Consider the following 22,948-nt stretch of genomic DNA (forward strand, 5'->3'; position numbering starts at 1 on the left):
GGCGTCAGTCCCGGCCTGCGCTGAGCTGGTGGAGGGTCAGGCGACGCCGGTGTTCTTGCCGCTGGCCGGGCGGCGCGGGGGTTCGGGTGAGCTGAGGACGGCGGTGAGCGCCTCCTGAACCGTCGCGTGGACCGGCATGTGCTCGTCGACGCGGGTGATCTCGACCAGGCGGGCCGGCATGGGCTGCAGCGCCGCCAGCCGCACGCTCCCGCCATGCGCCTCCGCGTACAGGTAGGCGTTGAGCAGGGTGCGCAGCCCCGCGCTGTCCATGAACCGCACCTCGGTCAGGTCGAACACGAGATGCTCGCCGGGCCGGCGGCGTGACTCGGCGACGAACGACTCCAGCCGGGCGGCGTCGGCCGAGTCGATCTCGCCGCCCACGGCTATCACGGTGGCTCCGGGCAGGTGCCGGCAGGCGAACGTCAATCGGGACATCAGGGCTCCAGCCGGCCGTGGGGTCGTACGGCGCAGGTCGCCATGAGCGAACGATATCCTTTCGGCCCTCCGGCGAACGGCCCGGAGACCCGGCATTCGCATCACGAATATCGCGGCGCGCCTGCGGGCGCCCGCGAATTCTCCGTGCCGTCCCCTGGTCGCTCCGGCCGGGCCGGGGGTCAGGCCGTGATGGCCGCTCGGGCCTGATCGGCGTCGGGATAGAGGTCGAACGCCTGGGACAGCCCGGTCATGTGGAAGACACGTTCGAGCCGGCTGGTCAGCCCGGCCAGCGCGATCGACCCGCCGCGTTCCAGGATGAGCTTGCGGAAGACCAGGAAGAGACGGATGCCGGTGGAGTCGCAGAACTCCAGCCCGCTGAGGTCCAGCACGAGGTGACGGTGCTCGGGCTGGAGGGTGCTCTCCATGTCGGCCCGTAGCTGGGCCGCGGTGATGTAGTCGAGCTCGCCGGCCAGGGCCAGGACGCACGCGCCCGTGGCCGGGTCGGCCGAGATCTGCTTCAGGTGAACTGGTGTGGTCACCGTGAGTGCCTTTTCACGATCGGAGGAACGGTCATGGACAGGATGGCCGTGTCGTCGGTCAATCCGGGCCCGAACGCGGACAGAGTCTCCTCCAACCGCGTCACCACCGCCTGGGCGGGTTGTCCGGCCAGTGTGGCGGCCAGGTTTCGCAGGCGGTCCTCACCGTACATGTGGCCGGCGGGCGTGCGGGCTTCGGTGAGGCCGTCGGTGTAGAGCAGCATGCCGTCGCCGGGGCGCAGCGTCGTCTCGGCGACGGCGAAGCGTGCCTCCTGCAGCAGGCCGACGAGCATGCCGCCGTCGGTGCGGAGGGCCTCGACGTCGCCCCCGGCGCGGACGACCAGCGCCGGGGGATGCCCGCCCCCCGCGACGCTGACGTGCACGCCCTCGTCGGACGGCGTGAGCACTCCGTACAGGACCGTGCAGTAGCACGGGTCGGCGCCCAGGAACTCGTCCATGAGCACCATGTTGAGGTTGGCCAGCACGGCCTTCGGGTCGACCGCGTAGACGGCGGCGGCGCGCAGGGTGTGCCGGGCCAGGGCGGTCACGACGGCCGCGTCGGCGCCCTTGCCGCACACGTCGCCGAGGAAGAACGCCCAGTGCTCCTCGTCGAGACGGAACACGTCGAAGAAGTCGCCGCCCACCTGGTCGGCGGAGGCCACGTGGTAGTGCGTGGAGATGTCCAGCCCCGGGACCTTCGGCGGGGACGGGGGGAGCAGCACCTTGCGCAGCGTGGAGGTGAGCAGCTCCAGCCGGCCACGTTCGGCCTCGGCCTGCTGGCGCAGCCGGCGTTCGAGCGTGACGGCGGCGCGGGCGGACAGCCGCGTCTCCAGTTGACCGGCCACCAGGGCGGCCAGGTCGGTCAGGGTGTGCAGCCCGGCCTCGGCCACCTCGCGCGGCTCGACGTCCATGACGTTGACGGTGCCCAGGCAGTGGCCGTCGGCCGTGACGATCGGCGCGGCGGCGTAGAACCGCACGCCGGGCTCGCCCCGGACCAGCGGGTGGTCGCACGCCTGCGGGTGGGCGAGCGTGTCGGCCACCACGTACGGCCCCGACTCGAGGATCGCGGACGCGCACAGGCCGGGGTCACGACCGAGGTCTTCGTGGACCTTCGCCAGCCCCGTGTGGGCCTTGACCCAGACGCGGTCCTCCTCGACGAACGTCACGGACGCGATCGGTGCGCCGAAGGCGCGGGCCGCGAGCGCGACGACCCGGTCGAACGCCCCCTCGGGCGGGGTGTCGAGGACGTCGTACCGGCGTAGGGCTTCCAGCCGCGCGGCCTCGACGCCGGGGTCGATCAGCGTTGCCGTCATGTGCTCGCGTCACCGTTTCTCTTTCGAGGACGCACGAAGTTTACTTGTCAAGCCTCGCTGCTCCCGTCGGGTTCACTCCAAAACCCCCAATACTCCCATTGTTCCCAAAAGATCAGGCGTGAAGACGGATCGCGGATTCGGCGGAGTACAGGTGTGACCCCGTCGAACTCGGCGCGAAGCGCGGGAAGCCGGTCGCCTCCGAGCCTGCGTGCGAGGGCGAGGTCACCGATCAGCTGGGACGCAAAGGGCCAGGCGATCGTCTACCGCTCGGCCACCCGGGCGGGAGTGACCGGAGAGGTTTCCGTGGCCTGGCCTGGGAAAGAGGCCAGGCCATGACCACTCTGGAATCGCCTTCACGCCAGGGCGAGCGGGAGCCGGCAGCCACGCGGTGCCCCAGGGGCGGCGCCGAGATGTCCGCGCCGCCCGTCCTGGGGGTGGACAACACTCCCGCCTTCCGGCTCAGCCCGTACACCTTCATCTCCGAGCGGGCCAGGGAGCTCGGCACGGACGTCTTCGACACGCGGCTGCTCCTGCGGCCGACCACGTGCATGACCGGGCCTGAGGCGGCCAGAGTCTTCTACGGCGAGCGCCGGCTCGTCCGCCACGGGGCGGCGCCGCGCCGGCTGCTGCTGACGCTGTTCGGCCGGGGCGGGGTGCAGTCGCTGGACGGCGAGGCGCACGGCGTCCGCAAAGCGATGTTCATGTCGCTCATGACGCCGCAGGCGCGGGAGCGGATGCGCGAGCTGGCCGAGGCGGCGTGGCGGGAGCGGATCGGCCGCTGGAGCCGGATGCCGAGCGTCAACCTGTTCGAGGAGGTCAGCGAGCTGCTGTGCGAGGTGGCGTGCGCGTGGACGGGCGTGCGGCTCGACCGCCGGAGCATCCCGCACGCGACCGCGCGGCTCCTCGCGATGATCGAGGCGCCCGCCGCCGTCGGCCCGCGCTACCTGCGCGGCCGCACGGCCCGGATCCAGGCCGAGAAGGGCGTCGCCGAGCTGGTGAAGCGGGTGCGTGAGCGGCCCGAGCGGTTCGCGGGCACCGCGCTGGAAGCCGTCGCGCTGCACCGCGACGCGGACGGCGCGCCGCTCACCCCGCGCGTCGCCGCCGTGGAGGTGCTGAACGTGCTGCGGCCGATCGTGGCCGTCGGCCGGTTCGTCGCCTTCGCCGCGCTCGCCCTGCACGCGAACCCCCACTGCCGCGAGCGGATCCAGTCCGGCGACGACGCCTACCTGGAGCACTTCGTGCAGGAGGTGCGGAGGTTCTACCCGTTCTTCCCGATGGTCGCCGCGAAGGTGGCCGAGCCGTTCGAGTGGAACGGCCACCGCTTCCCGAAGGGCCGGCGCGTCCTGCTCGACCTGCACGGCATCGACCACGACCCCCGGGTGTGGGAGCGGCCGGAGGAGTTCCGGCCCGAGCGGTTCGCCACCTGGGACGGCGGCGCCTTCGACCTCGTGCCGCAGGGCGGCGGCGACCACTACCGCGGCCACCGGTGCCCGGGCGAGTGGCTCACCGTCGACCTGATGAAGGTCGCGGTGACCGCGCTCACCCGCTGGATGTCGTACGGCGTCCCGCCGCAGGACCTCAGCATCCCGCGGTGGCGCGCGCCCGCCCTGCCCGCCAGCGGCTTCGTCATCGACCGCGTGATACCCGCCGAACCGGACGGGACGGGTCAGCGGGTCCAGTAGGTGTCGTCGATCGGCTCGCCCGCCAGCAGCTCGATGAACAGGTCCTCCCACATCGGCATGACCGCCTCCGGCGCGTAGCCGCGGGCCGTGCGGGCGGCGCGCGCGCCGATCCGCAGCCGCAGCTCCCGGTCGCCCATGAGCCGGTCGAGCGCCGCGGCCAGCGCGTCGACGTCCTGCGGCGGCACGAGCAGCCCGTCCACCTCGGGCGTGACCACGTCGCCCGGCCCGGTCGGGCAGTCGAAGGCCGCGACGGGCAGGGCGTGCCCCATGGCCTCGATCATCACCATCGGCAGCCCTTCGAAGCGGGAGGACAGCGCGTAGATCGAGGCGCCGGCCAGTTCCTCGTCCATGCGGCTGGTCCGCCCCATCAGCCTGACCCGGCCGGTCAGGCCCTCGCCGTCGATGAGCTCGGCGAGCCGCTCCTTCTTCGGCCCGGAGCCGAAGATCCGCAGCCGCCACTCCGGGTGCCGCCTCGCCGCCCGCCCGAATCGCGGCACATGGGTTTCAGCAGGCCGGGGACCTCCTCGGGGGCCGGCAGGTCACGCCCCGGCTGGACGGCGCCCGAGCGGATCTTCTCCTGCTAGTCGCCGAGCCCCTTCCGGATCACGCCGGGCGTGCCGTACGCGAGCATCTCGGGCGCCCAGGGCACGTCCAGGAACGCGCAGATCTCCCTGGTCACCCGCTCGGGGTCGGCGGTCAGTTCCTCGTAGCGGACGGTCAGGCCGTCGAGCGCCTTGCGCGCCCGGTGGACCGCCTTCATGTAGCGCAGCGCGTCGGCCGCGGCCTCCTCCGGGGTGCGCCTGCCCGCGCCCGCCTCGTGCCAGGACGCCGCGATGGAGGCGGGATGGCGCAGCAGGAAGACGAAGCGGGCGTCCGGCCAGCAGGTGGCGATCCGCTGGTAGGCGAAGGCGTTGGCGGGGGTCTTGTCCACGACGTACCGCTTGCCGCTCCGGGTGAGCTCCCGGTGCAGCACCCGGTCCCACAGCAGGTGCTCCAGGTCGGCCTGGTTGTGGCCGAGCTCCTCCATCGCCCTGCGCGCGAGCGAGGTCCCGAAGCCGACGCTCAGCCGCCGCACGTGCAGCTCGTGCGGCGCGTGCAGCTCGGGGTGCGCGTCGAGCATCGCGCGCAGCAGCGTGGAGCCGGACCGTACGGGGGACAGGATGAACACGGGCGCGCTCAGCAGCCGGTCGTGCGCGGGGTCGGCGGGCGGCCGAGGAGGGCTCTCCACCGGGCCGGCGGGTCCGCCGGGCGAGTCGCCCGGACGCGTGGGGGTGACGCGTTCGAACCGGACGCCGGTGTACCTCCCGAGCGCGTCGTTGAGCTTTCGCTGCCAGGTCATGCCGTTGGAGGCTATCCGGCGTTCCTGGTAATTCCCTGTCAATGCCCTCGTCAGGGGCGCTACCGGCTTCTCAGGGGAAGGTCTTTGGCGCGATCGCGCTTATGTACGGTCCGCGACGGCGCCCTTACGTTCGAGTCATGTGCGATCTGAACCCACAGGAAAGCCGTGACGTCCTCGACTCCCTGAGCGAGATCCGCGCACTGTCCGACCAGGTGGCCAAGCACGCCTCGGCCATCGGGGAGAGCGCCTACATGGACCACGCCGGCCTCGCCGCGCTGCTGACGGAGCTGCGCGACCGCGCCGACGCGACCCGGGTGTGGGTGGAGGCCAAGCCTCACCAGCACGCCGCGCACCACGGCCACTAGCGCCGTTCGGGCGTGCCGGTTCCGGTCGGGCGGCGGGGCCCTGCCGGAACCGGCCCTTTCCCCGCGTGATTCGCCGACATTCATGCGTGATTCAGCAGGTCCTCATGGCGGCGTGTGCGAGTGGACTTTCCGCGCTTTTCCCGTTCTGATGATCTCGCCGGTTGATCCCGTTCATTCGGCGCGTGTTCGCGGAGCGAGGGGAAGGCCCATGGGACCTCGGCGGCCGGCGCGGCTCAGGCCTCGGTGGGCCGGTCGTAGCCTTCGGCCTCGCCGTAGACCTCGCGGTGCGGGTCCTGCTCCGGCTGGTTGGCCGGGTCCGTGGGCGACGGGTCGAACTCCTCGGCGAAGTCCGCGTCGTCGAACTCCTCGGGGTTCTCCCGCCGGTCGGCGAGCGGCCGCTCGTCGGGCTGCGACATGGCTCCTCCTGCGATCGGATGCTCCACCCGCGGCCGCGGGCCGGCGGGCGGCGGACATCGGGTCCCTGCCCCCGACGGGCGCGCTCATGTCGGCGAACGTCCCGCAGGCGCCTCCCGGCGCCCGGTTACGGCTTTCCCCTTTCGCGAAATCCGGTCATTCACCTGTTTGCGGCATCGAGGTCCACGGTGACAGCCGCCGGACAATTGGGCTCTAGGCGCGCATCACAAGCGGCGCTACCTTCCAATAAGGCGGCATCGGGGGATCATGCCGCCTTTTTCGCTGTGGAGGAGCCATATGCGCGTATCCATCATCAAAGGGGTCACCGCTGTCGTCGCGGCCCTCGCCCTGCCCCTGGCCGTCTCCAGCCCGGCGCAGGCCAGAGGGCTCGACGACTCCTTCGCCAGACTGCTGATGAAGGAGGTCACGGGGGCGAACGTGCAGAAGCACCTGGCCGCGCTCCAGGGCATCGCCGACGCCAACAGCGGTACCCGCGCCGCGGGCACGCCCGGCTACGCCGCCTCGCGCGACTACGTGGCGGGCAAGCTGCGCAAGGCCGGCTACAAGGTCACGCTCAACCCCATCAACTTCGTCGAGAGCTGGACCGAGAACAGCCCGCCGACGCTGGAGCTGACCGCGCCGAGCCAGAAGACGTACGCCCCGAACGAGGACTTCCACACCTTCGAGCCGTCGCCCGCCGGCGACGTCACCGCGCAGGTCCAGGGCGTGGACCTGACGCTGCCGCCGACCCCCACACCCACCTCCACCAGCGGCTGCGAGGCGTCCGACTTCAATGGGTTCGTGGCCGGCCGGATCGCGCTGATCCAGCGGGGCACGTGCGCGTTCGCCACGAAGATCCGCAACGCCGGGTTCGCCGGGGCGTCCGGCATCATCGTGTTCAACGAGGGCCAGCCCGGCCGCACCGACGCGTTCCCGCTGAACATCGGCGAGTGGCGGGCCGGGGTGCCCATGGTCTTCGCCGACTTCGCGGTCGGCAACGAGCTGGCCTCCACTCCCGGCGCGACCGTCCACCTCAAGGTGGACGCCACGCTCAACCTCGGCACCGACCACAACGTCATCGCCGAGACGCGCCTCGGCGACCCGCGGAACGTGGTCATGGTCGGCGCCCACCTCGACAGCGTGACGGCCGGGCCGGGCATCAACGACAACGGCTCCGGCACCGCCACCATCCTGGAGACCGCCCTGCGGATGGCGCACTACCCGGTGCGCAACAAGGTCCGCTTCGGGTTCTGGGCGGCGGAGGAGATCGGCCTGCTCGGCTCCGACCAGTACGTGGAGAGCCTGACCGACGCGCAGCGCGACCGGATCCGGCTGTACCTGAACTTCGACATGGTGGCCTCGCCCAACTACGCCTACAAGTTGTACGACGGCGACGACTCCGACGCCACCGGCTCCCCGGCGGGCCCGCCCGGGTCCGCCCAGATCGAGAAGCAGCTCGAGGCGTTCTACGACGCCCGAGGTCTGGGGCACGTGGGCACCGACTTCGACGGCCGGTCCGACTACGGGCCGTTCATCACGGTCGGCATCCCGTCCGGCGGCATCTTCACCGGGGCCGAGGGCATCAAGACGGCCCAGGAGGCCGCCGTGTTCGGCGGCACGGCCGGGGCCCCCTACGACGCCTGCTACCACCAGGCGTGCGACACCACGGCCAACATCAACGCGACCGCGCTCGACGTGAACGTCGACGCGATCGCCGACTCGACCGCCCGGTTCGCCTTCAACCTGAGGTCGATCCCGGAGCGGGCCGCTACCACGGGCGCGTCCCGGGTCGCCCTGCGCACCGCGAGCTGACCCCGTCCGTCCCGAGGGCGGTCGCCGTGAGGCGGCCGCCCTTTCGCATGGGCCGGGATCGGACGCATAGCGGGAGGCGCGGCGCGGCGTCTGATGGGATGACATCCACATCTCTTGGAGGTGATCGTGGACCCCGCAGACGAGCGAGGTTTCCGCGAGTTCGTTTCCGCCCGCTCGCCCGCGCTGATGCGCCTCGGCTATCTGATCACCAGCGGTGACCAGCACGCGGCCGAGGACCTGGTGCAGAGCGCGCTGGCGAAGCTGGCGTCCCGGTGGGGGCGCGTCGACGCGCCCGAGGCGTACGCCAGGCAGATCATGTACCGCCAGCACATCAGCTGGTGGCGCACGGCGGTCCGGCGCGGCGAGGTCGTCCAGGCCGCGCCGCCGGAGCTGCCCGGCGCGGACCGCACCCACCAGAGCGAGCTGCGCATGGTGCTGCGCGCCGCGCTGGCCCGGCTCACTCCTCGGCAGCGCACCATGATCGTGCTCCGGTACTTCGAGGACCTGCCCGACCACCAGGTCGCCCGGGAGCTCGGCTGCTCCGTCGGAACAGTGCGCAGCACCACCCACCGATCCCTCGCCCGGCTGCGCGAGATCGCTCCCGAACTCGCCGAGGAACTGGAGGCCGCCCGATGACCCGACTGCTGCGCGACACCCTGGAGGAGTGGGCCGGCGAGGTTCGGGTGCCGCACGACCTGGCCGACCGGGCGCTCGGCGTCCGGCGCCCGACGCGGGCGCCGCGGGGGCGCGGCCGGTCGTGGGCGCTGGTCGCGGGCGCGCTCGCGCTGGCCGCGGGGGTGACGGTCGCCCTGGTCGTCCCGGGGGCGGGTGTGGAGGACCGCGGGGCCACCGTACGGCCCGCGACGGGCCTGACGCTCCCGGAGCGGCCGTCGCCCGCGCCGACGGACATCCGCACGGACACCCAGAACCGGCCGCCGCGCACGCTCATCGCGGCCGGGAACGTCGCGGTCTCCGCCTACTGGACCACCACCACGGAGAAGCTGTCCGAGAAGCTGGAGCGCTACCGGCGGACATGGTGGCTGTACGACACAAGGAACGACGGCTACGAGAAGACCGACTGGGCCTGGGTGGACGTTGCCCCGGGGCTCCGGACGGCCGCCGCGATCCAGGGCGACCTGCTGGGCAGGCAGATCGTGATCCTGGACATGGCGACCCGCGAGGTCCGGTCGGTCATCGGCCTGGACCACGACGCCGGCTCGGTCGTCTGGTCGCCGGACGGCACCAAGCTCCTCGTCACTACGTACTCCGGCTATCCCGACGAGCAGCCTGTCGACCACACGATCATGGACGACCCGAACACGAACGGCACCCGGACGGGCTACTACGTCATCGACGTGACCACCGGCGAGAAGGAGTACCACGCGCTGCCCGCGCTGCCCGACACCTTGGACGCCCCGGCGGGCAGCGGCCCCGGCAACGGCAACCGCCGCCAGGACCTCGGCTGGAGTCTGGACGGCTCACTGATCTGGGGCCGCACCTCCATCGTCAACCCGGACCGCCTCTTCTACACCGTGGACGGCAAGCGTCATGACCCGCCCGCCGACCGGTACATCCCGGACACCGGCGCGAACGCCCTGTCCCCCAGCGGGAGGCTGGTCATCGGTCCCCGGCAGCTCGCGCGGTCCACGGAGATCAGCGACGCGCGGTCGGGTTCGGTCGCCGGCCGCCAGAAGGTGATCAAGCTTCTCGCCTGGGCCGACGACCACAGCGTGGTCGCGCTGGGCTGCGCCCAGGAGTGCGACGACGACTCGGACTACAGGCTCGTGCTCGTCAGCGTGGACGGCAGCCGGACCACCCAGCTCGCCGCCATCGGCAGAAGCGAGGACGTGGCGGCCTGGGGCGCTGTCCTGACCCCGCGCTGACCTGCGTACACACCCCACAGAGGCTTGGACGCCGCGTTCTCGGGCACCTGGAAGGTCGTCTTCGGGCGATTTGAGGAGGTTCCGGTGACGACTGTGGAGAACGCCGGGCGGCAGGCCCGCACGATGGCGCGGCGGGCGGCCGACCATCCGATGCTCGACCGGCTGGCCAGGGTGGGCCTGGCCTGCCGGGGTGTGTTGTACGCGCTCATCGGGGTGCTGGCGGTGCAGATCGCCCTCGGCAGCGGGGACAAGCAGGCCGACAAGGGCGGCGCGATGACCGAGATCGCGAGCCTGCCGTTCGGCTCCGTGCTGCTGTGGGTGATGGTCGTCGGCTTCGCCGCGCTCGCCGTCTGGCAGGCGTCCGAGGCCCTGTTCGGCGGGCTGCGGATCACCAAGGACCGCGTCGAGGCGGCCTTCCGCGCCACCGTGTACACGCTGATCGTCGGCTCCCTGCTGACCCTGCTGCTGTCCGGGAAGTCCGGCTCGGACGACAAGAAGTCGCAGGACGTGACCGCCAAGCTGCTCGACCTGCCGGGCGGTCAGTTCATCGTCGGCCTGATCGGGCTCGGCCTCATCGGGCTCGGCGTCTACTGGATCTACCAGGGGTGGAAGAAGAAGTTCCGCGAGGAGCTGGACCAGGGCCGCATGTCGCCGAGGGCGCGCAAGGTCATGGACCGCCTCGGCACCGCCGGCTACCTGGCGCGCGGCGCCATCGCCGCCCTCGCGGGCGTCTTCGTGGTGCAGGCGGCGATCACCTACGACCCGGACAAGGCGGGCGGCATCGACGCCACCCTGCGGGCCTTCGCCGACACCCCGGTCGGGCCGTGGCTGCTCGTGGTGGTGGCCCTCGGGCTGCTGCTGTTCGCCGGCTACTGCTTCGGCGAGTCGCGCTGGCGCCGCACCTGATCCGCGCCTGATCCGCGGGCCCGCGGCCGGGCCGGGGTCAGCCGTAGAGAACCGAGAGGAACCTGACCAGCACGGCCTCCCGTTGAGCCGCCGGGAGGGCGTCGAGGACGGTGTTCACCACGGCCATCTCCGGCTGACCCCGCCCCGGCCGCAGGTCCACGCCCACGGAGGCGGCCAGCTCGGCGAACGTCGGGTCGTCCAGCGCCTCCAGGTCGAGCCCGGCGACCAGCTCCACCAGCCCCTCGGGCAGCGCGACGGGGCCGCGCGACCGGGCCGCCTCCGCCGACTCGGCGATCACCTTGAGCATCGCCTCCACCCCGGCCCGCGTCACCCCGGTCACGGTGACGTGCAGGTTCGCCGGGATTCCCGCGTACGAGAGCTGGGGCTGCAGGAACCAGCCGCGCGCCCGCGCCTCGTCGGCCAGCACGAACACGTCCACCGCGCTGTCCACCGGGCCGCCGGCGGCGGTGAAGGAGACGAGTGACGACTCAGGCTCGCCGAGCACGCGCAGCCCCGGGACGCGGGCGACGCCCTCGCGCAGCGCCGCCGCCGCCTCCAGCGTGGCCCGGCCCAGCTCCAGGTAGCCCTCGCGGCCGAGCGCGCGCAGCGTGGCCCAGGCGCCGGCCAGCGGCCCGGCGGAGCGGGAGCTCTGCACGGTGGCGTTGATGACGGTGTAGCCGGGCCAGGCCGCCGAGGCGAAGTACGCCTTGCGACGCATCGCCGGGTCGGCGAACAGCACCACCGAGGCGCCCTTGGGGGCGTAGCCGAACTTGTGCAGGTCGCAGGAGAGCGACGTCACGCCCGGCACCGACAGGTCGAAGGGCGGCACGCGCGCCCCCGCCTCGCGCAGCCACGGCAGCAGCCACCCGCCCACGCACGCGTCCACGTGGCACGGGACGCCCGCGGCGGCGGCCACGGCGGCGATCTCCTCGACCGGGTCGACGACCCCCTGGGGATAGGAGGGGGCCGAGGCCACGACGAGCACCGTGTCGGCCGTGATCGCCGCCTCGACGTCGGCCGCCCGCGCCCGGTACGTGCCCAGGTCCACCGGCACCGGACGCACGCGCACGCCCAGGTAGTGGGCCGCCTTGTGGAAGGCCGGATGGGCGGTGACCGGCACGACCATCTCCGGCCGCTCCCGGCCGGCCAGGTCGCGGGCCGCCTTCACCGCCAGCATGATCGACTCGGTGCCGCCGCTGGTGAAGACGCCGTGGCCGCCGCCGAGCAGGTCCGCGACCGCGCCCACGACCTGCCGCTCCATCTCCACCACGCTGGGGAAGGCGGTCGGGTCGAGGCAGTTGACCTCCAGCATCTCGACGTACGCGCGGGTCGCCGCCTCGTGGACCTCGGGGCGGCCGGTGTCGTAGACGTACGCGGTGACCTGGCCGCCGCGTACGGGCAGGTCGTGCTCCTTCAGGCGGGCGACCTCGGCCAGCAACTCCTCGGCCGTGCTCCCCATGGCGGGCAGGTTCACGCGGCCGAATGTAGATCTGTTCGTACGAAACGGTCAATCAGCGGCCGGGACGGGGCGTGCGTCGCACCGCGTGCGGAGCCGATGGATCCGCCGGTCGCCGCCCCAGCGGGCGATCGCCTCCTCGTCGGCGAAGGCCAGCGCGCGCATCATGTTGCCGCCGTCGGTCGCCTCGACCGTGCGGCGCAGCCGCCGGCGCAGCGGCTCCGGCAGCCGGTCCGTGCCGGCCTCCACCGCGTCGCCGTAGTGCGGGGCGTAGGAGACCCCCGCGAAGCCGGTACGGCCCAGCAGCGTGCGCAGCGTCTCGGGCGAGTAGAACATCAGGTGGTTCTTGGTGAAGCCGCTCCACTTCGGGCCGTACGCCTTGAGCAGCAGCGAGCGGGCGTTGACGGTCAGCACGAGCAGCACGCCGCCCGGCGCCAGCAACTGCCTGAACCGCGAGAAGTCCGACAGTGGGCGCGGCAGGTGGGCGAGCACCGACCACAGCGTGATCACGTCGAAGCCGCCCTCGGCGATCTCCGGCACGTCCTCCGGCGCCCCGAAGTAGGCCCGTGCCCGGGTCAGCCGCGCGTTGGCCTGCTCCACGGAGTCGGGCGACAGGTCCACCCCGTACGCCTCGAAGCCCCGCTGCTCGGCCAGTTCGAGGAACAGCCCGGCGCCGCAGCCGAAGTCGAGCAGCCGCCGGTCCCGCCCGTCGCTGAACACGGGTGCGAACGCGTCCATCGTCAGCCGGTAGCGGCGCTGCCGGTTGGCCGCGTACGTGCCGGTCAGGAAGCCGCTGTAGCCGGTGGCGTACAGGTCGCCGAGGTGCTCGGGCCGCACGTTGGGGTTGCGGTACAGGAAGCCGCACGACGGGCAGCGGACGACCCGGTAGCTCCACCCGTCGCCGTTGGCCGGCTCGAACAGCGGCTGCTGGCGCGACTGCCCGCACATCAGGCAGCTCACGAACTCCTCGATCGCGCCGAGCGGCGTGCGGGCCGCGTAGTCCGCGAGCGGGATCACGGGCGCGCGCCGCAGCCGCCAGCGCCACTGCGCCTCGCGGGCCAGCCGCTCGCCGGGGCGCACGTAGACGCGCTGGCCCCAGGAGACACGGTCGTAGCGGGAACCGTAGACGATCCGGCTGATCAGCCGCCGCGCGGAAACCATGGCAACACCTCGAAAAAGAGTGGAATGCCGGGGATTTGCCCTCGTCTGTGAACGGCTACGCCCCTGCCCGGGTCAAGACGGGGTCCCCGATGCCTCTGCGTCCGGTGTGGTGCCCGGCGAGGCGCGCCCGGTCAGGCGAACGGCGGGGCGGAGGGCTGTGGTCAGGCGAGCGGAGGCGCGGCGGCGCCGTGGGTGAGGCCGCGCGCCTCGGCCCAGGCGTCCAGCTTCCGGATGGCGGCCTGGTCGGGGCCGCCGGCCGGGGCGCTCATGAGCACGATCATCTGGTCGCCCTCGTCCACGCTGGTGAGGACCTGCCAGTCGACGCTGAACCGGCCCGCCACCGGGTGGTCGAGGCGGCTGCTCCCCGAGGTGCGCATGGTCACCAGGTGCTGGGCCCACCAGGTGCGGAAGTCCTGGTCGCGTACGGACAGCTCGCTCACCAGCTCCCGCAGCCGGGGCTCGTCGCACGCCACGCCGGCCGCCAGCCTCAGCGCCGACACGGCCTCCTGCGCGCGCTCGCGCCAGTCCACGAGCATCGAGCGGACGTGCGGGTCGAGGAACGTCATCCGCACGTAGTTGCGGCGCCGGGGCTCCATCGCGGCCAGGTCGCCGAGCAGCGCGGCGGCCAGCCGGTTCCAGGCGAGGACGTCGAAGTAGCGGCTCAGCACCAGGGCGGGGGTGTCGGCGAGGTTGGCCAGCAGGCGCTCCACCTGCGGGCTCACCCGAGGGGTCGAGCCGCCGCGGCGTTCGGCCTCGTCGGGGTGCGCGAGCTGGATGAGGTGGCGCTGCTGGTCGTCGTTGAGCATCAGGGCGCGGCCGATGGCGTGCAGCACCGGCCGGGAGGCGGTGCGGACCCGGCCCTGCTCAAGGCGCGTGTAGTAGTCGATGCTGATGCCGGCGAGCTGGGCCACCTCTTCCCGGCGCAGACCGGGCACACGTCGCGGGTAGCCGGTCTCGGGCAGGCCCACGTCCGCCGCGGTGATCAGGGAGCGCCGGGCGCTCAGGAAGTCGCCCAGCGGCCCTCTCGGGCTCCCGTCCGGTGGTCGCATCACCGGGATTATGGCACCTATACGGAGCTTTCACCGGGGAAAACCGTTCCTCGGAACGACGCATCCTTCCAGGTCAACGCGGCAAGCGGCAAGCTTTGACGTGGAGGGGGGAGGGGGCCGGCCGCCGCTGACCGGGAGGGAATCCGCAGCGGCCGGCCCCTTTCATTGGGTCCCGTCCTGATTTGTCCCGAGTGGCTCTCCGCCACGGGCGCCGACGGCTCAGAGCTGCGCGGCGGCGCGGTACGCCGGGTGCGTGACGCCGTACGCGTGGAGGTCGTACGGGCTCTCCACGACCGGGCGGGTCAGCAGGAGCTGCGCGGGCACCGCCCTGAGCAGCGCGGCCACCCGTACGGCGGGCGCGAGCGTCAGCGCGAACAGCGCGCCCGCGGCCGTGTTGAACATCACGAACGCCGTCGCGCCGGTGCCCAGGCCGAGGAACGCCGGCAGCCCGCCGTCCACGTCGGGGATCCCCGCGATGATCCAGCCGTACAGCGGGAACGTCAGCCCGGCGACCGCGCCCGCCCACCAGACGGTGGTGATGACGAACGCGACCAGGGCGAACGGGAACGCCACGACGGCGTGCAGCAGGTCCATCCATGCCTGGGGGCTCGCCAGCGGGTTCAGCGTCCGCCGCCACCGGCCCGCACCCGCCGGCGGCCGGGCGTACACCGGCCGCCCGACCGGCCGGCGCAGGACATCGGCGAGCGACTCCCGCTCGCTCTCCGCGAAGTTGCGCGCGAGAACGGCGGTGGCGGCGAGCACGGGAAGCCCGACGACGGCGACCGCGCTGCCGAGCCCGGCCGCGACACCGGTCACCACCAGGCCGAAGGAGGCGAGCGTGGCCGGGAGGCCCATGAACGTGTAGCGGGTGTCGGTGGCGATGCGGCGCCGGAGGGTCGTCATGGTGAGAACGCTACGGAGACGGACGGCGCGCGACGATGCCGCCGGCAGGTCAGCCGGGGGTAGGGACAGCCCTACCCCCGGCCGAGGGGACGCCGACGACCTGATGTCCGAAACCTTCCTGGCCGCGTTCAAACAGCGCGATCGCTTCACCTCCAGCCGGTGTCCCGCCGGCGCGTTGCCGTGGCTGCTGGGCATCGCGACCAATCTGCTCCGCATGCATCAACGATCCGAGACCAGGCGCTGGGCCGCTATGGCGCGCACCGGAGCCGACCCGGCGGTGGCGGCACCGACCGATCAGGTGGTCGATCGAGTCGACGCGGCTGTCAGGCGCGGCGCGGGTCCGGGCGGGGGCGGCGCAGCCAGGCGAGCAGCCAGCAGGTCTCCGCCGCCGCGTCCAGCAGGTACGCGGGCGAGATGCGCCCCAGCGGCACGTACACCAGGTCGACGGCCAGCAGCGTGGCGGCCGTGGCCCGGCCGACGCGCCGCGCCTGCTCGGCGCCCGCCACGGTCGAGGCGCCGTGGAGCTGTGTCCAGCCCACTCCGACCAGCAGCCCGGCCACCGTACGGACCAGCCAGCGGTCGGTCTTGGGGCCGAAGACCCGCTCGAAGCTGCGCATGTGGAGCAGCGGCCACAGCCCGCCCACCACGTTGAACAGGCCGTGCGCCCGGACCAGGGCCCTCGTCCCCCGGTCGGGAGCCGCGGCCGCCCTCGTGCCGGGACCGCCCGCGCCGAGCAGATCCCCGCGCGCCGGACCGCTCGTGCCCGCGAGCCGCGTACCAGGGGCGTCCGTCACGCCGGTCATCTCATCGCCTGGCGGATGACGTCGCGGACGCGGTCCATGATCGCGATGGGCGTGCCGACCAAAAGGTTCTTGGTGGCCGACTCCACGCCGGGATGCGGGTGGGTGGGGGCGATCGCCTCGGCGGCCTTGAGCCCGGCGGCCATCGCGCGGCGCTCGGCCGGCCCGGTCGCGGTGCGCAACTTGGCGAACTCGTACCGCTCCTCGCTGCGCGCGTGCGCGGTGACGGCGGTACGCAGCAGCGCCAGCTTCTCCAGGAAGCCGGGGGCGTTGGGCCCCGCCTCCTCCAGCTGCTGGAGCAGTTCCTTGGCCTCGCGCTCCTCGGCCAGCCGGTCGTCGACCACGGCCTCCCCGCCCTCGACGGCCTTGCGGACGTACGGGTGGACGATCTCCTCCTCGGCCGTCTCGTGCACGGCCAGCAGGCGCACCAGGCGCGTGAAGGCGGGCCCTCGCTCCTGCGGGCTCGCCTGCTCGACCTCGTCGAACATGTCCCTGATCATCGCGTGCTGCGCGATGAGGAGGTCGACGACGTCCGTCTCCTCCATCGTCTCCGGCCGGCGCGGGTTGTCGGTCATGGCGGTCTCCTTTCCGACTACGCGGCCGTCTACCCGGGCAGGGGCGCGCCACGCCCGTCATGACCGACTCCGGAAGCTGCTCCCACGGGGTCGTGAAAGTTTCACGCGGAGATCCAGGTGGGACCGGAAGTATCCTCGCGCGGAGCCGTCTTTCGTTGACATCCGGGCGCCGGCTCGCACAATCCTGCTTGGGAGCGCTCCCATAGAGTGCTCCCCCGAGTCCAGGAGGTGAGGCCGCCCCCGAACCGTGTGACCGTTCCATGACACCATCCCGCCCGGATGGCAGGGACGCGGCCGGCCGTGAGACCTCCCCCTTTTCCGCCGGCCGCGTCCTTCATGCCGTGGCGCGCCCCACGCTCAGCGAGCCGCCTGCTGCCGCTCGAACCGTTCGCGAGCCGCCTCGATCACCCCCTCGTCCGCGAACTCCTCGAACGCCTCCTCGTGATAGCGCTCCGGGACGATCTCCCTGACCCGGTCCGGATAGCCCGGGCCCGGCTCGGGCACCCTGACCCACGGCGCGCCGCCCAGCCGTACCGCGATCGGGCCGGAGGCGCGGACCGACATGGCCCAGTTCGTCCCCGAGCCCGTGATCGCGCACATGTGCCGGGCGTAGACCCACCGCACCTGCGACGCCTCGCGGGCGTCCGGCGGGTCGAAGCCGAACGGCTCCACCGCGCACACCACCCGGCCGGCGTCCTCGCCGAAGTCGTGGCCGTGCTCGTGGTGCTCGGCCGGTGTCGCCTTCTCGAGCAGGGCGGTCACCTGGTCCGCGAGGCTCCGCTCCAGGTCGTGCCGTGCCGCCCGGTGGACGCCCAGCACCACGCTCACCCCGGCGAGCAGGACGAGGGCCGCGGCGACCGCCGCCACGACCCCCTTCCGCCGGGTCAGGATCATGCCGCCCTCCCCGGGACGGCCGTCGCCTACGGGCTCGTGCACGTCAGCGCGGGCGCCGGGTCGGGGGCGTTGCCGGTCGCGTTGAACCCGAACGAGGTGCTGGAGTTCGCCGCGATCTGCGCGTTGTGGGTCGTGTTCTTGACCGTCACGTCGGGCGGTTGCGAGGACAGCAGGCCGTTCCACGGCTGGCCCTCGAAGCCCTGGCCGCCGGAGTACGTCCACTTGACCGTCCAGCCGTTCAGCGGGGTGGAGCCGGGGTTGCGGACGGTGACCTCGGCCTGGAAGTGGCCCGCCCAGCCGGGCGTGGCGATGGTGCGCCATGTGGCGGTGCAGGCGCCGGAGGCGGTCGGGGTCACGGTGGGGGTGACGGTGGGCGTCACCGTCGGGGTGGACTGGCCGTTCGGGCCGACGCCGGTGACCTCGCCCTTGCCGCCGTCGAAGACCACGTCGGAGCAGCTGTAGAAGTTCTCCTGGCTGTCGGCGCGGATCCAGTGGATGAACAGGATGTGGCGCCCGCTCTTGCCGGACGGGAGCTGGACGTTCCAGTAGTAGTAGTTGAGCCCGCCCGTCCCGCCGGACTGGGGCGGGTTGGCCGCGCTGCCGAACGACTCCAGGTCCGACCACTTGAGCGGACCGTTGGGGTTCCAGCCGTTCTTGGTGATGTAGTAGACGAACGAGCCGGGGTGCGCCGCCCAGTTGCTGTGCCGGACCTGAATGGTCGCGCCCGAGGTCAGGTGGGTGAGGGGCCAGTCGGAGCGGACCGCGTTGTAGGCGGTGAAGTCGTACGGTCCGCCCTGGCCGCCGCTGCAGATCTGGCCGTCCGGGATGAACCCCGACGTGCGGCCGGCGCCGTCGGAGCGCAGCACCGCGAACCAGTTGTAGAGCGGGGTCGTGCCGCTCTGCGCGACGGCCGCCGCGCAGGCCGGGTTGTAGGGGATGATCTGCCCGTTCTCGCGCAGACCGTCCTGCCAGCACAGGAACGTGCGCGCGCCGGGGAACATCGTGACGCCGTGGGCCTGCGCCTGCTGCGGCGACGACGCCACCAGCAGGCTCGTCAGCAGCGCCACGGCCATCGCGGCCATCAGGGCCGCCGACCGGATCGGTCTCATGGAGGAGTCCCTTGTTCGAGCGAAAGAGGAACCCGTCCACGACCCGCCCCGCCCGGCAGCACCCGTGTGTGCGCATTGAAACACGCCGCCGGCGGCCGGGCAACGCGCGATGAAACTTTCAGCCGGCGACCGTCCCGCACGGTTGCTACGTCCGGGGCCCGTAGGTGAGGCGGCGCAGGACGGTCTCGGCCGGGCCGGCGTACCGGAGCCTTTCGAGCAGGCGGGCGACCAGGACGGTCGCGAGCCAGACGGCCACCGCGACGACCAGCCCGGTCACCGTGGGGCTGCCGAAACGGCCGCCGAGGTCGAGGGCGAAGGGCGCGAGGAGGACCAGCCAGGCCACGGACTGGAACAGGTATCCCGACAGGGAGCGCCGGCCCAGGGCCGCGAGTGCGCCCACGACGGGGCCGGGCCGGGAGATCCGCAGGACGATCAGGCCGAAGACGGCCGCGTACCCCGGGCCGGCGAACATGCCGCTGCCGCCGTGCAGCAGCATCATCAGCCGGGCGGCCGACTCGTCGACGTGCAGCCATCCGGCACTGAGCAGGGCGGCCGGCAGGCCGCCGGCGATGGCGACGCCGAGGCCGAGGACCGCGGTCCAGGCGAGCAGGCTCCGGTGGTGGGCCGGCTCTTCGAGGACGCGGCGGCGGGCGGCCCACATGCCCAGCCAGGCGATGAGGATGAAGGGCAGGACGGTCAGGGTGTGCGTCGGCCATTCGGCGAGGCGGTCCAGCATGGACTCCAGGTATCCGGGCGCGGCGAGGGAGTCGACGTGGCCCGCCGGCAGCGGGGCCGACCCGCCCGAGCCCGTGAGGATGCCGCCCGCCACGACGGCGCCGAGGGCCAGCACCTCTACCGCGGCCAGGGCCCAGAGCGCCAGCGCGATCCGGTGGAACTTGTCGCCGCGGCGCAGCAGCACCAGCGTCATCACGACGCCGACGATCCCGTACGCGCCGAGGAAGTCGCCGTAGTACAGCAACGCCGCGTGCGCGAACCCGAAGACGACGAGCCAGAGGTTGCGGCGCATCAGCACCGAGCGGACCCGCTCGGGCGTGGCGCCGGAGGCGTCCTGGCGGCGGGCGAGCTGGACGAGGCCGTAGCCGAACATCATGGCGAAGACCGGGTACCCGCGGGCGTGGACGAGCTCGAAGAGTAAGAAGTTCAGGCCGCCGTCGACGCCGTCCGGCGTGGGGTCGAGACCGGGCTCGCCGGCGAAGACGACGCCGGCGGCGTTGGCCAGCGCGATGATCAGCAGCATCGCTCCCCGGGCCAGGTCCGGTGCGAGGGCGCGTTCGGCGCGCCGCACCGGCCCTCTCGATGTCCGCGATGTGAGGTGAATGCTCATGTCCGTCCTTCCGCGACTTAATTTATGAGAGAAACTATCACGCATATACTAATGATGCTCTGCCATGATGAGTCCCCCGATCTTCCAGGGCGAGTGAGGGAGCCATGACCAGCGAGAACGTTCCGGCAGTACTGCGTCGGCTGTGGCGGGTCCCGGAGCCGTCGGAGTCGTCGCGTCTGGGGCGGCCCGCGACCCTGGACGTCGACCTGGTCGTCGCGGCGGCGGTGGAGATCGCCGACAGCGACGGGCTCGGCGGCGTGACCCTTCCCAAGGTCGCCAAGAGCCTCGGTGTCACCGGGATGTCGCTCTACAGGCACGTCGGATCGAAGGAGGAGCTGCTCACGCTGATGACCGACCACGCCGTGGGGATGCCGCCGGCCCTCGACGCCGACGACTGGCGCGAAGGGCTGCGCAGGTGGGCGTTCGCGCAGCGCGCGGTGTACCGGCGGCGGCCGTGGCTGACCCGCGTGCCCATCTCCGGGCCGCCCTCGGGGCCGAACCAGATCGCGTGGACGGAGGCGGCACTGGCGATCATGTCCCGCACGGGTCTCGACTGGGCGCACCGGGTCGGTGTCCTGTCGGTGATCGGCGGCTACGTGCTCCAGTCGGTGCGTCAGCACAGCGACCTCGCCGAGGGCAGGGCGAGAACTCAGGGGCAGGCTGACGCCGCGCGCGACCATGCCCGGGCGCTGGTGCGGCTCGTGGACCCTGAGCGGTTTCCCGAGACGGCCCAGCTCTTCTCCGCACTGTTCCAGGCCCCGCCGCCGACCACGTCCGAGGAGGCGGCCGCCGACGCGGACTTCGCGCTCGGCCTGGAGCTCATCCTGGACGGTGTCGCCGTGCGGATCGAGCCCTCCGGCCGCTGAGATGCGCTCCTCAGCCGGCGGCCTGCCTCTCCCCGGAGCCGGCCCTCACGGTGGCGCGTCCCCGCGAGCGGCCACGGGACTTGGGCTTGCCGGTGTGGTCCGTGTACTCCAGCCACCATTCCGCGAGCAGCAGGTTGACGACCCAGCTGAGCCATACGCCGGCGGAGCCGATCTCCACGATCATCGCCTGCTGGTCGCCGCCGTACGCGCTGTCGAGCCGGGGGAGCTGGACGGCGAGCAGCACCCCGGCCCACAGCCGGCTGGCCACGATGGACGTGGTCAGCGCGAAGCTGCGGATCATCCACCTGCGGTGCTCGGGGAAGCGCCGCTGCCGGGCCATCCGCCAGCCGGCGAAACCGGTGACCAGCCACACCAGCCCGAGCATGGTGTTGCCGGTGTTCCCGCCGAACCCCGTGTGGCCGAACGGGGCGACCCCGAGCACGGTGATCCCCGCCGGGAACACGCCGCAGAAGAAGTACGCCCGCCCCGTCAGGCGATGGGCCTTGGGGTGAGTGCGCCGGAACCACGGCCACACCTGGAAGCACCCCGTCAGCAGGGCGACCGTGCCGAAGATGATGTGCGCCACGAGGAGGGGATAGAAAAATGATGGCGAATTGGACACATCTACTCGTGATTGCGCCGGGTCCAAGGTGAGGTACGGCGGTAGGGAATACACCACGAACCCGAGCATCACGATGAGCAACGGAACGATCCAGCCGAGCTGGCGTCGGCGCCTCGGCCCCGCCTTGCGGCGCGTAGGCGACGTCTCCGCCCCTTCCTCGCCGGGCGCCGGGCCCGAGTCCGTCAATGTCGTGGCCACAGAAGGTCTCCTCGTCAACGTCGGGGCGGGCGCGCGACGCCCGCCGATCGCGGTCAGCTTCGCGGGGACGCGGATCCCCGGCCAGAGTCGAACCGACTGCAGTCACACGGGACGCCTCCGCCGGACAGACGGATGCCGCCCGTGATGTACGGCAGGGACAGGGAGCGGGAGGCGATCGCACGGCTGCTCGCCGACGCCCGAGAAGGACGTGGCGGCGTGCTGGTCCTGCGCGGTGAGGCCGGGATCGGCAAGAGCGCGCTGCTGCGCCACGCCGCCGAGACCGCGGGGACCCCCGCGCCCATGCGGGTGCTCACGTGCGCCGGCGTGGAGTCCGAGGTGGAGCACGCGTTCAGCGGGCTGCTGGGGCTGCTGCGGCCGGTGCTGGACCACCTGGACGCGCTGCCCGGCGTCCAGGCGGAGGCGCTGCGCGGCGCTCTCGGCCTCACCCGCTCCGCCGCCTCGGACCACCTGGTCTCCGCGGCGGTCCTGACGCTGCTCGCGGCGGTGGCCGCGGACCGCCCGCTGCTGGTCACGGTCGACGACGTGCAGTGGCTGGACCGAGCCTCCGCCGCCGCCCTGCTGTTCGCCGCCCGCCGGCTCGCCGGCGAGCCCGTCGCGATGCTGCTCGCCGTACGCGAGCCCGAGTCGCCGCCGGTCAACACGGCCGGGTTGACCGAACTGGCCGTGGACGGGTTGCCGCCGGAGGACGCGGCGCGGCTGCTCGACGCGCACGGCTGGACGCTGCCCGACCGGCAGCGTGACGCCCTCATCACGGCGACAGGGGGCAACCCGCTCGCCCTGATCGAACTGGCCCGGCTCGACGAACCCGAGCTCGCCCTGCCCGATCTCGCCATGCTCGGGACCCTGCCCGTGAGCGCCAAGGTGCGAGCGGCATTCCTGCGCCAGGTCGACGCCCTGTCGGCGGACGGCCGCGCGGCACTGCTGGTGGCGGCCGCCGAGGAGAGCGGGGACGCCGGCACCGTCCTGGGGGCCGTCGCCCGGCTCGGTCTGCCCGCGGACGCTCTGGACGGGGCCCAGCGGTCGGGACTGGTACGGCTCGGCGGGCTCGACCTGCGGTTCCGGCACCCGTTGCTCCGCTCCGCCGTCTACGCCGACGCGTCCTTCGAGCGTCGCCGGGCCGCGCACCTGGCCATCGCCGAGCATTTGAGAGCCGCCGGCGAGAACGATCGGGCGACCTGGCACCGCGCCGTGGTCACGACCGCGCCGGACGAGGAGATCGCCGCCGCGCTGGAGCGCAGCGCCGACGCCGCCCGCCGGCGCGGCG

Annotated in this window: 24 protein-coding genes and 1 pseudogene; 9 read left to right on the plus strand and 16 right to left on the minus strand. The window is 72.7% G+C overall.

Going from position 1 to position 22,948, the window contains the following annotated elements:
- Positions 1–36: 36 nt before the first annotated feature.
- The 3 genes from AB0H81_RS03800 to AB0H81_RS03810 all read right to left on the minus strand — a co-directional run bounded on the left by AB0H81_RS03800 (position 37) and on the right by AB0H81_RS03810 (position 2,284).
- The gene (locus AB0H81_RS03800; RefSeq protein WP_358368771.1) at positions 37–435 is read right to left on the minus strand and encodes an STAS domain-containing protein; all 399 of its coding nucleotides are present in this window, start codon (positions 433–435) and stop codon (positions 37–39) included.
- 179 nt (positions 436–614) lie between these two features.
- Positions 615–974, minus strand: coding sequence for an STAS domain-containing protein (locus AB0H81_RS03805; protein ID WP_358368774.1), 360 nt, complete (start codon positions 972–974; stop codon positions 615–617).
- Entirely contained in the window at positions 971–2,284 is a 1,314-nt protein-coding gene (locus tag AB0H81_RS03810; protein WP_358368777.1) for a GAF domain-containing SpoIIE family protein phosphatase, read from the minus strand. The genes AB0H81_RS03805 and AB0H81_RS03810 overlap by 4 nt, the downstream gene beginning before the upstream one ends.
- 332 nt (positions 2,285–2,616) lie before the next feature.
- On the opposite strand from AB0H81_RS03810, the gene AB0H81_RS03815 reads away from it, so the two are divergent.
- Entirely contained in the window at positions 2,617–3,966 is a 1,350-nt protein-coding gene (locus AB0H81_RS03815) for a cytochrome P450 (protein WP_358368778.1), read from the plus strand.
- On the opposite strand, the gene AB0H81_RS03820 is transcribed toward AB0H81_RS03815, so the two are convergent.
- Complete coding sequence (locus tag AB0H81_RS03820) at positions 3,951–4,463, minus strand: glycosyltransferase (protein WP_358368781.1); 513 nt, start codon at positions 4,461–4,463, stop codon at positions 3,951–3,953. The two genes, AB0H81_RS03815 and AB0H81_RS03820, sit on opposite strands and share 16 nt — an antisense overlap.
- Before the next feature lie 83 nt (positions 4,464–4,546).
- Entirely contained in the window at positions 4,547–5,305 is a 759-nt protein-coding gene (locus AB0H81_RS03825) for a sulfotransferase (RefSeq protein ID WP_358368784.1), read from the minus strand.
- Between the two features lie 137 nt (positions 5,306–5,442).
- Between AB0H81_RS03825 and AB0H81_RS03830 the strand changes: the two genes are divergently transcribed.
- Positions 5,443–5,670: a hypothetical protein gene (locus AB0H81_RS03830; RefSeq protein WP_358368785.1), complete on the plus strand. Its 228-nt coding sequence runs from the start codon at positions 5,443–5,445 to the stop codon at positions 5,668–5,670.
- Positions 5,671–5,903: 233 nt separating this feature from the next.
- Here AB0H81_RS03830 and AB0H81_RS03835 read toward each other — a convergent pair whose 3' ends face one another.
- Positions 5,904–6,086 (minus strand): hypothetical protein, encoded by a 183-nt coding sequence (locus tag AB0H81_RS03835; RefSeq protein ID WP_358368787.1) that lies wholly within the window; start codon positions 6,084–6,086, stop codon positions 5,904–5,906.
- Positions 6,087–6,381: 295 nt separating this feature from the next.
- Between AB0H81_RS03835 and AB0H81_RS03840 the strand changes: the two genes are divergently transcribed.
- From AB0H81_RS03840 to AB0H81_RS03855, 4 genes are all read left to right on the plus strand, one after another.
- The gene (locus AB0H81_RS03840; RefSeq protein ID WP_358368790.1) at positions 6,382–7,896 is read left to right on the plus strand and encodes a M28 family metallopeptidase; all 1,515 of its coding nucleotides are present in this window, start codon (positions 6,382–6,384) and stop codon (positions 7,894–7,896) included.
- A 126-nt stretch (positions 7,897–8,022) separates the two neighbouring features.
- On the plus strand, positions 8,023–8,532 hold the full coding sequence (locus AB0H81_RS03845; protein ID WP_358368792.1) for a SigE family RNA polymerase sigma factor: 510 nt from the start codon (positions 8,023–8,025) through the stop codon (positions 8,530–8,532).
- Complete coding sequence (locus AB0H81_RS03850; protein WP_358368795.1) at positions 8,529–9,779, plus strand: hypothetical protein; 1,251 nt, start codon at positions 8,529–8,531, stop codon at positions 9,777–9,779. The genes AB0H81_RS03845 and AB0H81_RS03850 overlap by 4 nt, the downstream gene beginning before the upstream one ends.
- 84 nt (positions 9,780–9,863) lie before the next feature.
- Complete coding sequence (locus AB0H81_RS03855; protein WP_358368798.1) at positions 9,864–10,685, plus strand: DUF1206 domain-containing protein; 822 nt, start codon at positions 9,864–9,866, stop codon at positions 10,683–10,685.
- 37 nt (positions 10,686–10,722) lie between these two features.
- Here the strand turns inward: AB0H81_RS03855 and AB0H81_RS03860 are convergent, their stop codons facing one another.
- The 4 genes from AB0H81_RS03860 to AB0H81_RS03875 form a co-directional block, all read right to left on the minus strand.
- Positions 10,723–12,144 carry an aspartate aminotransferase family protein gene (locus AB0H81_RS03860; protein WP_358368836.1) on the minus strand — a complete coding sequence of 474 codons (1,422 nt, stop codon included), beginning with the start codon at positions 12,142–12,144 and terminating at the stop codon, positions 10,723–10,725.
- Between the two features lie 48 nt (positions 12,145–12,192).
- Positions 12,193–13,302: a class I SAM-dependent methyltransferase gene (locus AB0H81_RS03865; RefSeq protein WP_358368800.1), complete on the minus strand. Its 1,110-nt coding sequence runs from the start codon at positions 13,300–13,302 to the stop codon at positions 12,193–12,195.
- A 161-nt stretch (positions 13,303–13,463) separates the two neighbouring features.
- A complete protein-coding gene (locus AB0H81_RS03870; protein ID WP_358368803.1) occupies positions 13,464–14,351 on the minus strand; it encodes a helix-turn-helix transcriptional regulator in 888 nt (295 codons plus the stop codon).
- Between the two features lie 219 nt (positions 14,352–14,570).
- Complete coding sequence (locus AB0H81_RS03875; RefSeq protein ID WP_358368805.1) at positions 14,571–15,254, minus strand: sensor domain-containing protein; 684 nt, start codon at positions 15,252–15,254, stop codon at positions 14,571–14,573.
- On the opposite strand from AB0H81_RS03875, the pseudogene AB0H81_RS03880 reads away from it, so the two are divergent.
- Positions 15,253–15,483, plus strand: a pseudogene (locus tag AB0H81_RS03880) (sigma factor); the annotation flags it as partial. The gene AB0H81_RS03875 and the pseudogene AB0H81_RS03880 overlap by 2 nt on opposite strands.
- 94 nt (positions 15,484–15,577) lie before the next feature.
- Here the strand turns inward: AB0H81_RS03880 and AB0H81_RS03885 are convergent.
- From AB0H81_RS03885 to AB0H81_RS03905, 5 genes are all read right to left on the minus strand, one after another.
- Positions 15,578–16,048, minus strand: coding sequence for a hypothetical protein (locus AB0H81_RS03885; RefSeq protein WP_358368808.1), 471 nt, complete (start codon positions 16,046–16,048; stop codon positions 15,578–15,580).
- A gap of 5 nt (positions 16,049–16,053) precedes the next feature.
- A complete protein-coding gene (locus tag AB0H81_RS03890) occupies positions 16,054–16,629 on the minus strand; it encodes a hemerythrin domain-containing protein (RefSeq protein WP_358368810.1) in 576 nt (191 codons plus the stop codon).
- Between the two features lie 357 nt (positions 16,630–16,986).
- The gene (locus AB0H81_RS03895) at positions 16,987–17,523 is read right to left on the minus strand and encodes a hypothetical protein (RefSeq protein ID WP_358368813.1); all 537 of its coding nucleotides are present in this window, start codon (positions 17,521–17,523) and stop codon (positions 16,987–16,989) included.
- Between the two features lie 26 nt (positions 17,524–17,549).
- Entirely contained in the window at positions 17,550–18,632 is a 1,083-nt protein-coding gene (locus AB0H81_RS03900) for a lytic polysaccharide monooxygenase (RefSeq protein ID WP_358368816.1), read from the minus strand.
- A 145-nt stretch (positions 18,633–18,777) separates the two neighbouring features.
- Positions 18,778–19,977 (minus strand): DUF418 domain-containing protein, encoded by a 1,200-nt coding sequence (locus AB0H81_RS03905; RefSeq protein ID WP_358368819.1) that lies wholly within the window; start codon positions 19,975–19,977, stop codon positions 18,778–18,780.
- Positions 19,978–20,081: 104 nt separating this feature from the next.
- On the opposite strand from AB0H81_RS03905, the gene AB0H81_RS03910 reads away from it, so the two are divergent.
- Complete coding sequence (locus AB0H81_RS03910; RefSeq protein ID WP_358368822.1) at positions 20,082–20,843, plus strand: TetR/AcrR family transcriptional regulator; 762 nt, start codon at positions 20,082–20,084, stop codon at positions 20,841–20,843.
- Positions 20,844–20,853: 10 nt separating this feature from the next.
- Here AB0H81_RS03910 and AB0H81_RS03915 read toward each other — a convergent pair whose 3' ends face one another.
- Complete coding sequence (locus tag AB0H81_RS03915) at positions 20,854–21,429, minus strand: DUF2306 domain-containing protein (RefSeq protein WP_358368825.1); 576 nt, start codon at positions 21,427–21,429, stop codon at positions 20,854–20,856.
- A gap of 378 nt (positions 21,430–21,807) precedes the next feature.
- Here AB0H81_RS03915 and AB0H81_RS03920 point away from each other — a divergent pair.
- The coding region (locus AB0H81_RS03920; RefSeq protein ID WP_358368828.1) for an AAA family ATPase at positions 21,808–22,948 on the plus strand (1,141 nt) is incomplete at its 3' end.

Origin of the sequence: Nonomuraea sp. NPDC050691, from assembly GCF_040654455.1 — a bacterium.
Classification (GTDB): domain Bacteria; phylum Actinomycetota; class Actinomycetes; order Streptosporangiales; family Streptosporangiaceae; genus Nonomuraea.

Excerpts from the sequence above, each read along its gene's own strand:
- AB0H81_RS03860 (WP_358368836.1), bottom strand. The coding sequence starts at position 12,144 with ATGGGGAGCACGGCCGAGGAGTTGCTGGCCGAGGTCGCCCGCCTGAAG.
- AB0H81_RS03815 (WP_358368778.1), top strand. The coding sequence starts at position 2,617 with ATGACCACTCTGGAATCGCCTTCACGCCAGGGCGAGCGGGAGCCGGCA.
- AB0H81_RS03905 (WP_358368819.1), bottom strand. The coding sequence starts at position 19,977 with ATGAGCATTCACCTCACATCGCGGACATCGAGAGGGCCGGTGCGGCGC.
- AB0H81_RS03870 (WP_358368803.1), bottom strand. The coding sequence starts at position 14,351 with ATGCGACCACCGGACGGGAGCCCGAGAGGGCCGCTGGGCGACTTCCTG.
- AB0H81_RS03830 (WP_358368785.1), top strand. The coding sequence starts at position 5,443 with ATGTGCGATCTGAACCCACAGGAAAGCCGTGACGTCCTCGACTCCCTG.
- AB0H81_RS03810 (WP_358368777.1), bottom strand. The coding sequence starts at position 2,284 with ATGACGGCAACGCTGATCGACCCCGGCGTCGAGGCCGCGCGGCTGGAA.
- AB0H81_RS03835 (WP_358368787.1), bottom strand. The coding sequence starts at position 6,086 with ATGTCGCAGCCCGACGAGCGGCCGCTCGCCGACCGGCGGGAGAACCCC.
- AB0H81_RS03890 (WP_358368810.1), bottom strand. The coding sequence starts at position 16,629 with ATGACCGACAACCCGCGCCGGCCGGAGACGATGGAGGAGACGGACGTC.
- AB0H81_RS03865 (WP_358368800.1), bottom strand. The coding sequence starts at position 13,302 with ATGGTTTCCGCGCGGCGGCTGATCAGCCGGATCGTCTACGGTTCCCGC.
- AB0H81_RS03825 (WP_358368784.1), bottom strand. The coding sequence starts at position 5,305 with ATGACCTGGCAGCGAAAGCTCAACGACGCGCTCGGGAGGTACACCGGC.
- AB0H81_RS03910 (WP_358368822.1), top strand. The coding sequence starts at position 20,082 with ATGACCAGCGAGAACGTTCCGGCAGTACTGCGTCGGCTGTGGCGGGTC.
- AB0H81_RS03895 (WP_358368813.1), bottom strand. The coding sequence starts at position 17,523 with ATGATCCTGACCCGGCGGAAGGGGGTCGTGGCGGCGGTCGCCGCGGCC.
- AB0H81_RS03840 (WP_358368790.1), top strand. The coding sequence starts at position 6,382 with ATGCGCGTATCCATCATCAAAGGGGTCACCGCTGTCGTCGCGGCCCTC.
- AB0H81_RS03875 (WP_358368805.1), bottom strand. The coding sequence starts at position 15,254 with ATGACGACCCTCCGGCGCCGCATCGCCACCGACACCCGCTACACGTTC.
- AB0H81_RS03800 (WP_358368771.1), bottom strand. The coding sequence starts at position 435 with ATGTCCCGATTGACGTTCGCCTGCCGGCACCTGCCCGGAGCCACCGTG.
- AB0H81_RS03900 (WP_358368816.1), bottom strand. The coding sequence starts at position 18,632 with ATGAGACCGATCCGGTCGGCGGCCCTGATGGCCGCGATGGCCGTGGCG.
- AB0H81_RS03850 (WP_358368795.1), top strand. The coding sequence starts at position 8,529 with ATGACCCGACTGCTGCGCGACACCCTGGAGGAGTGGGCCGGCGAGGTT.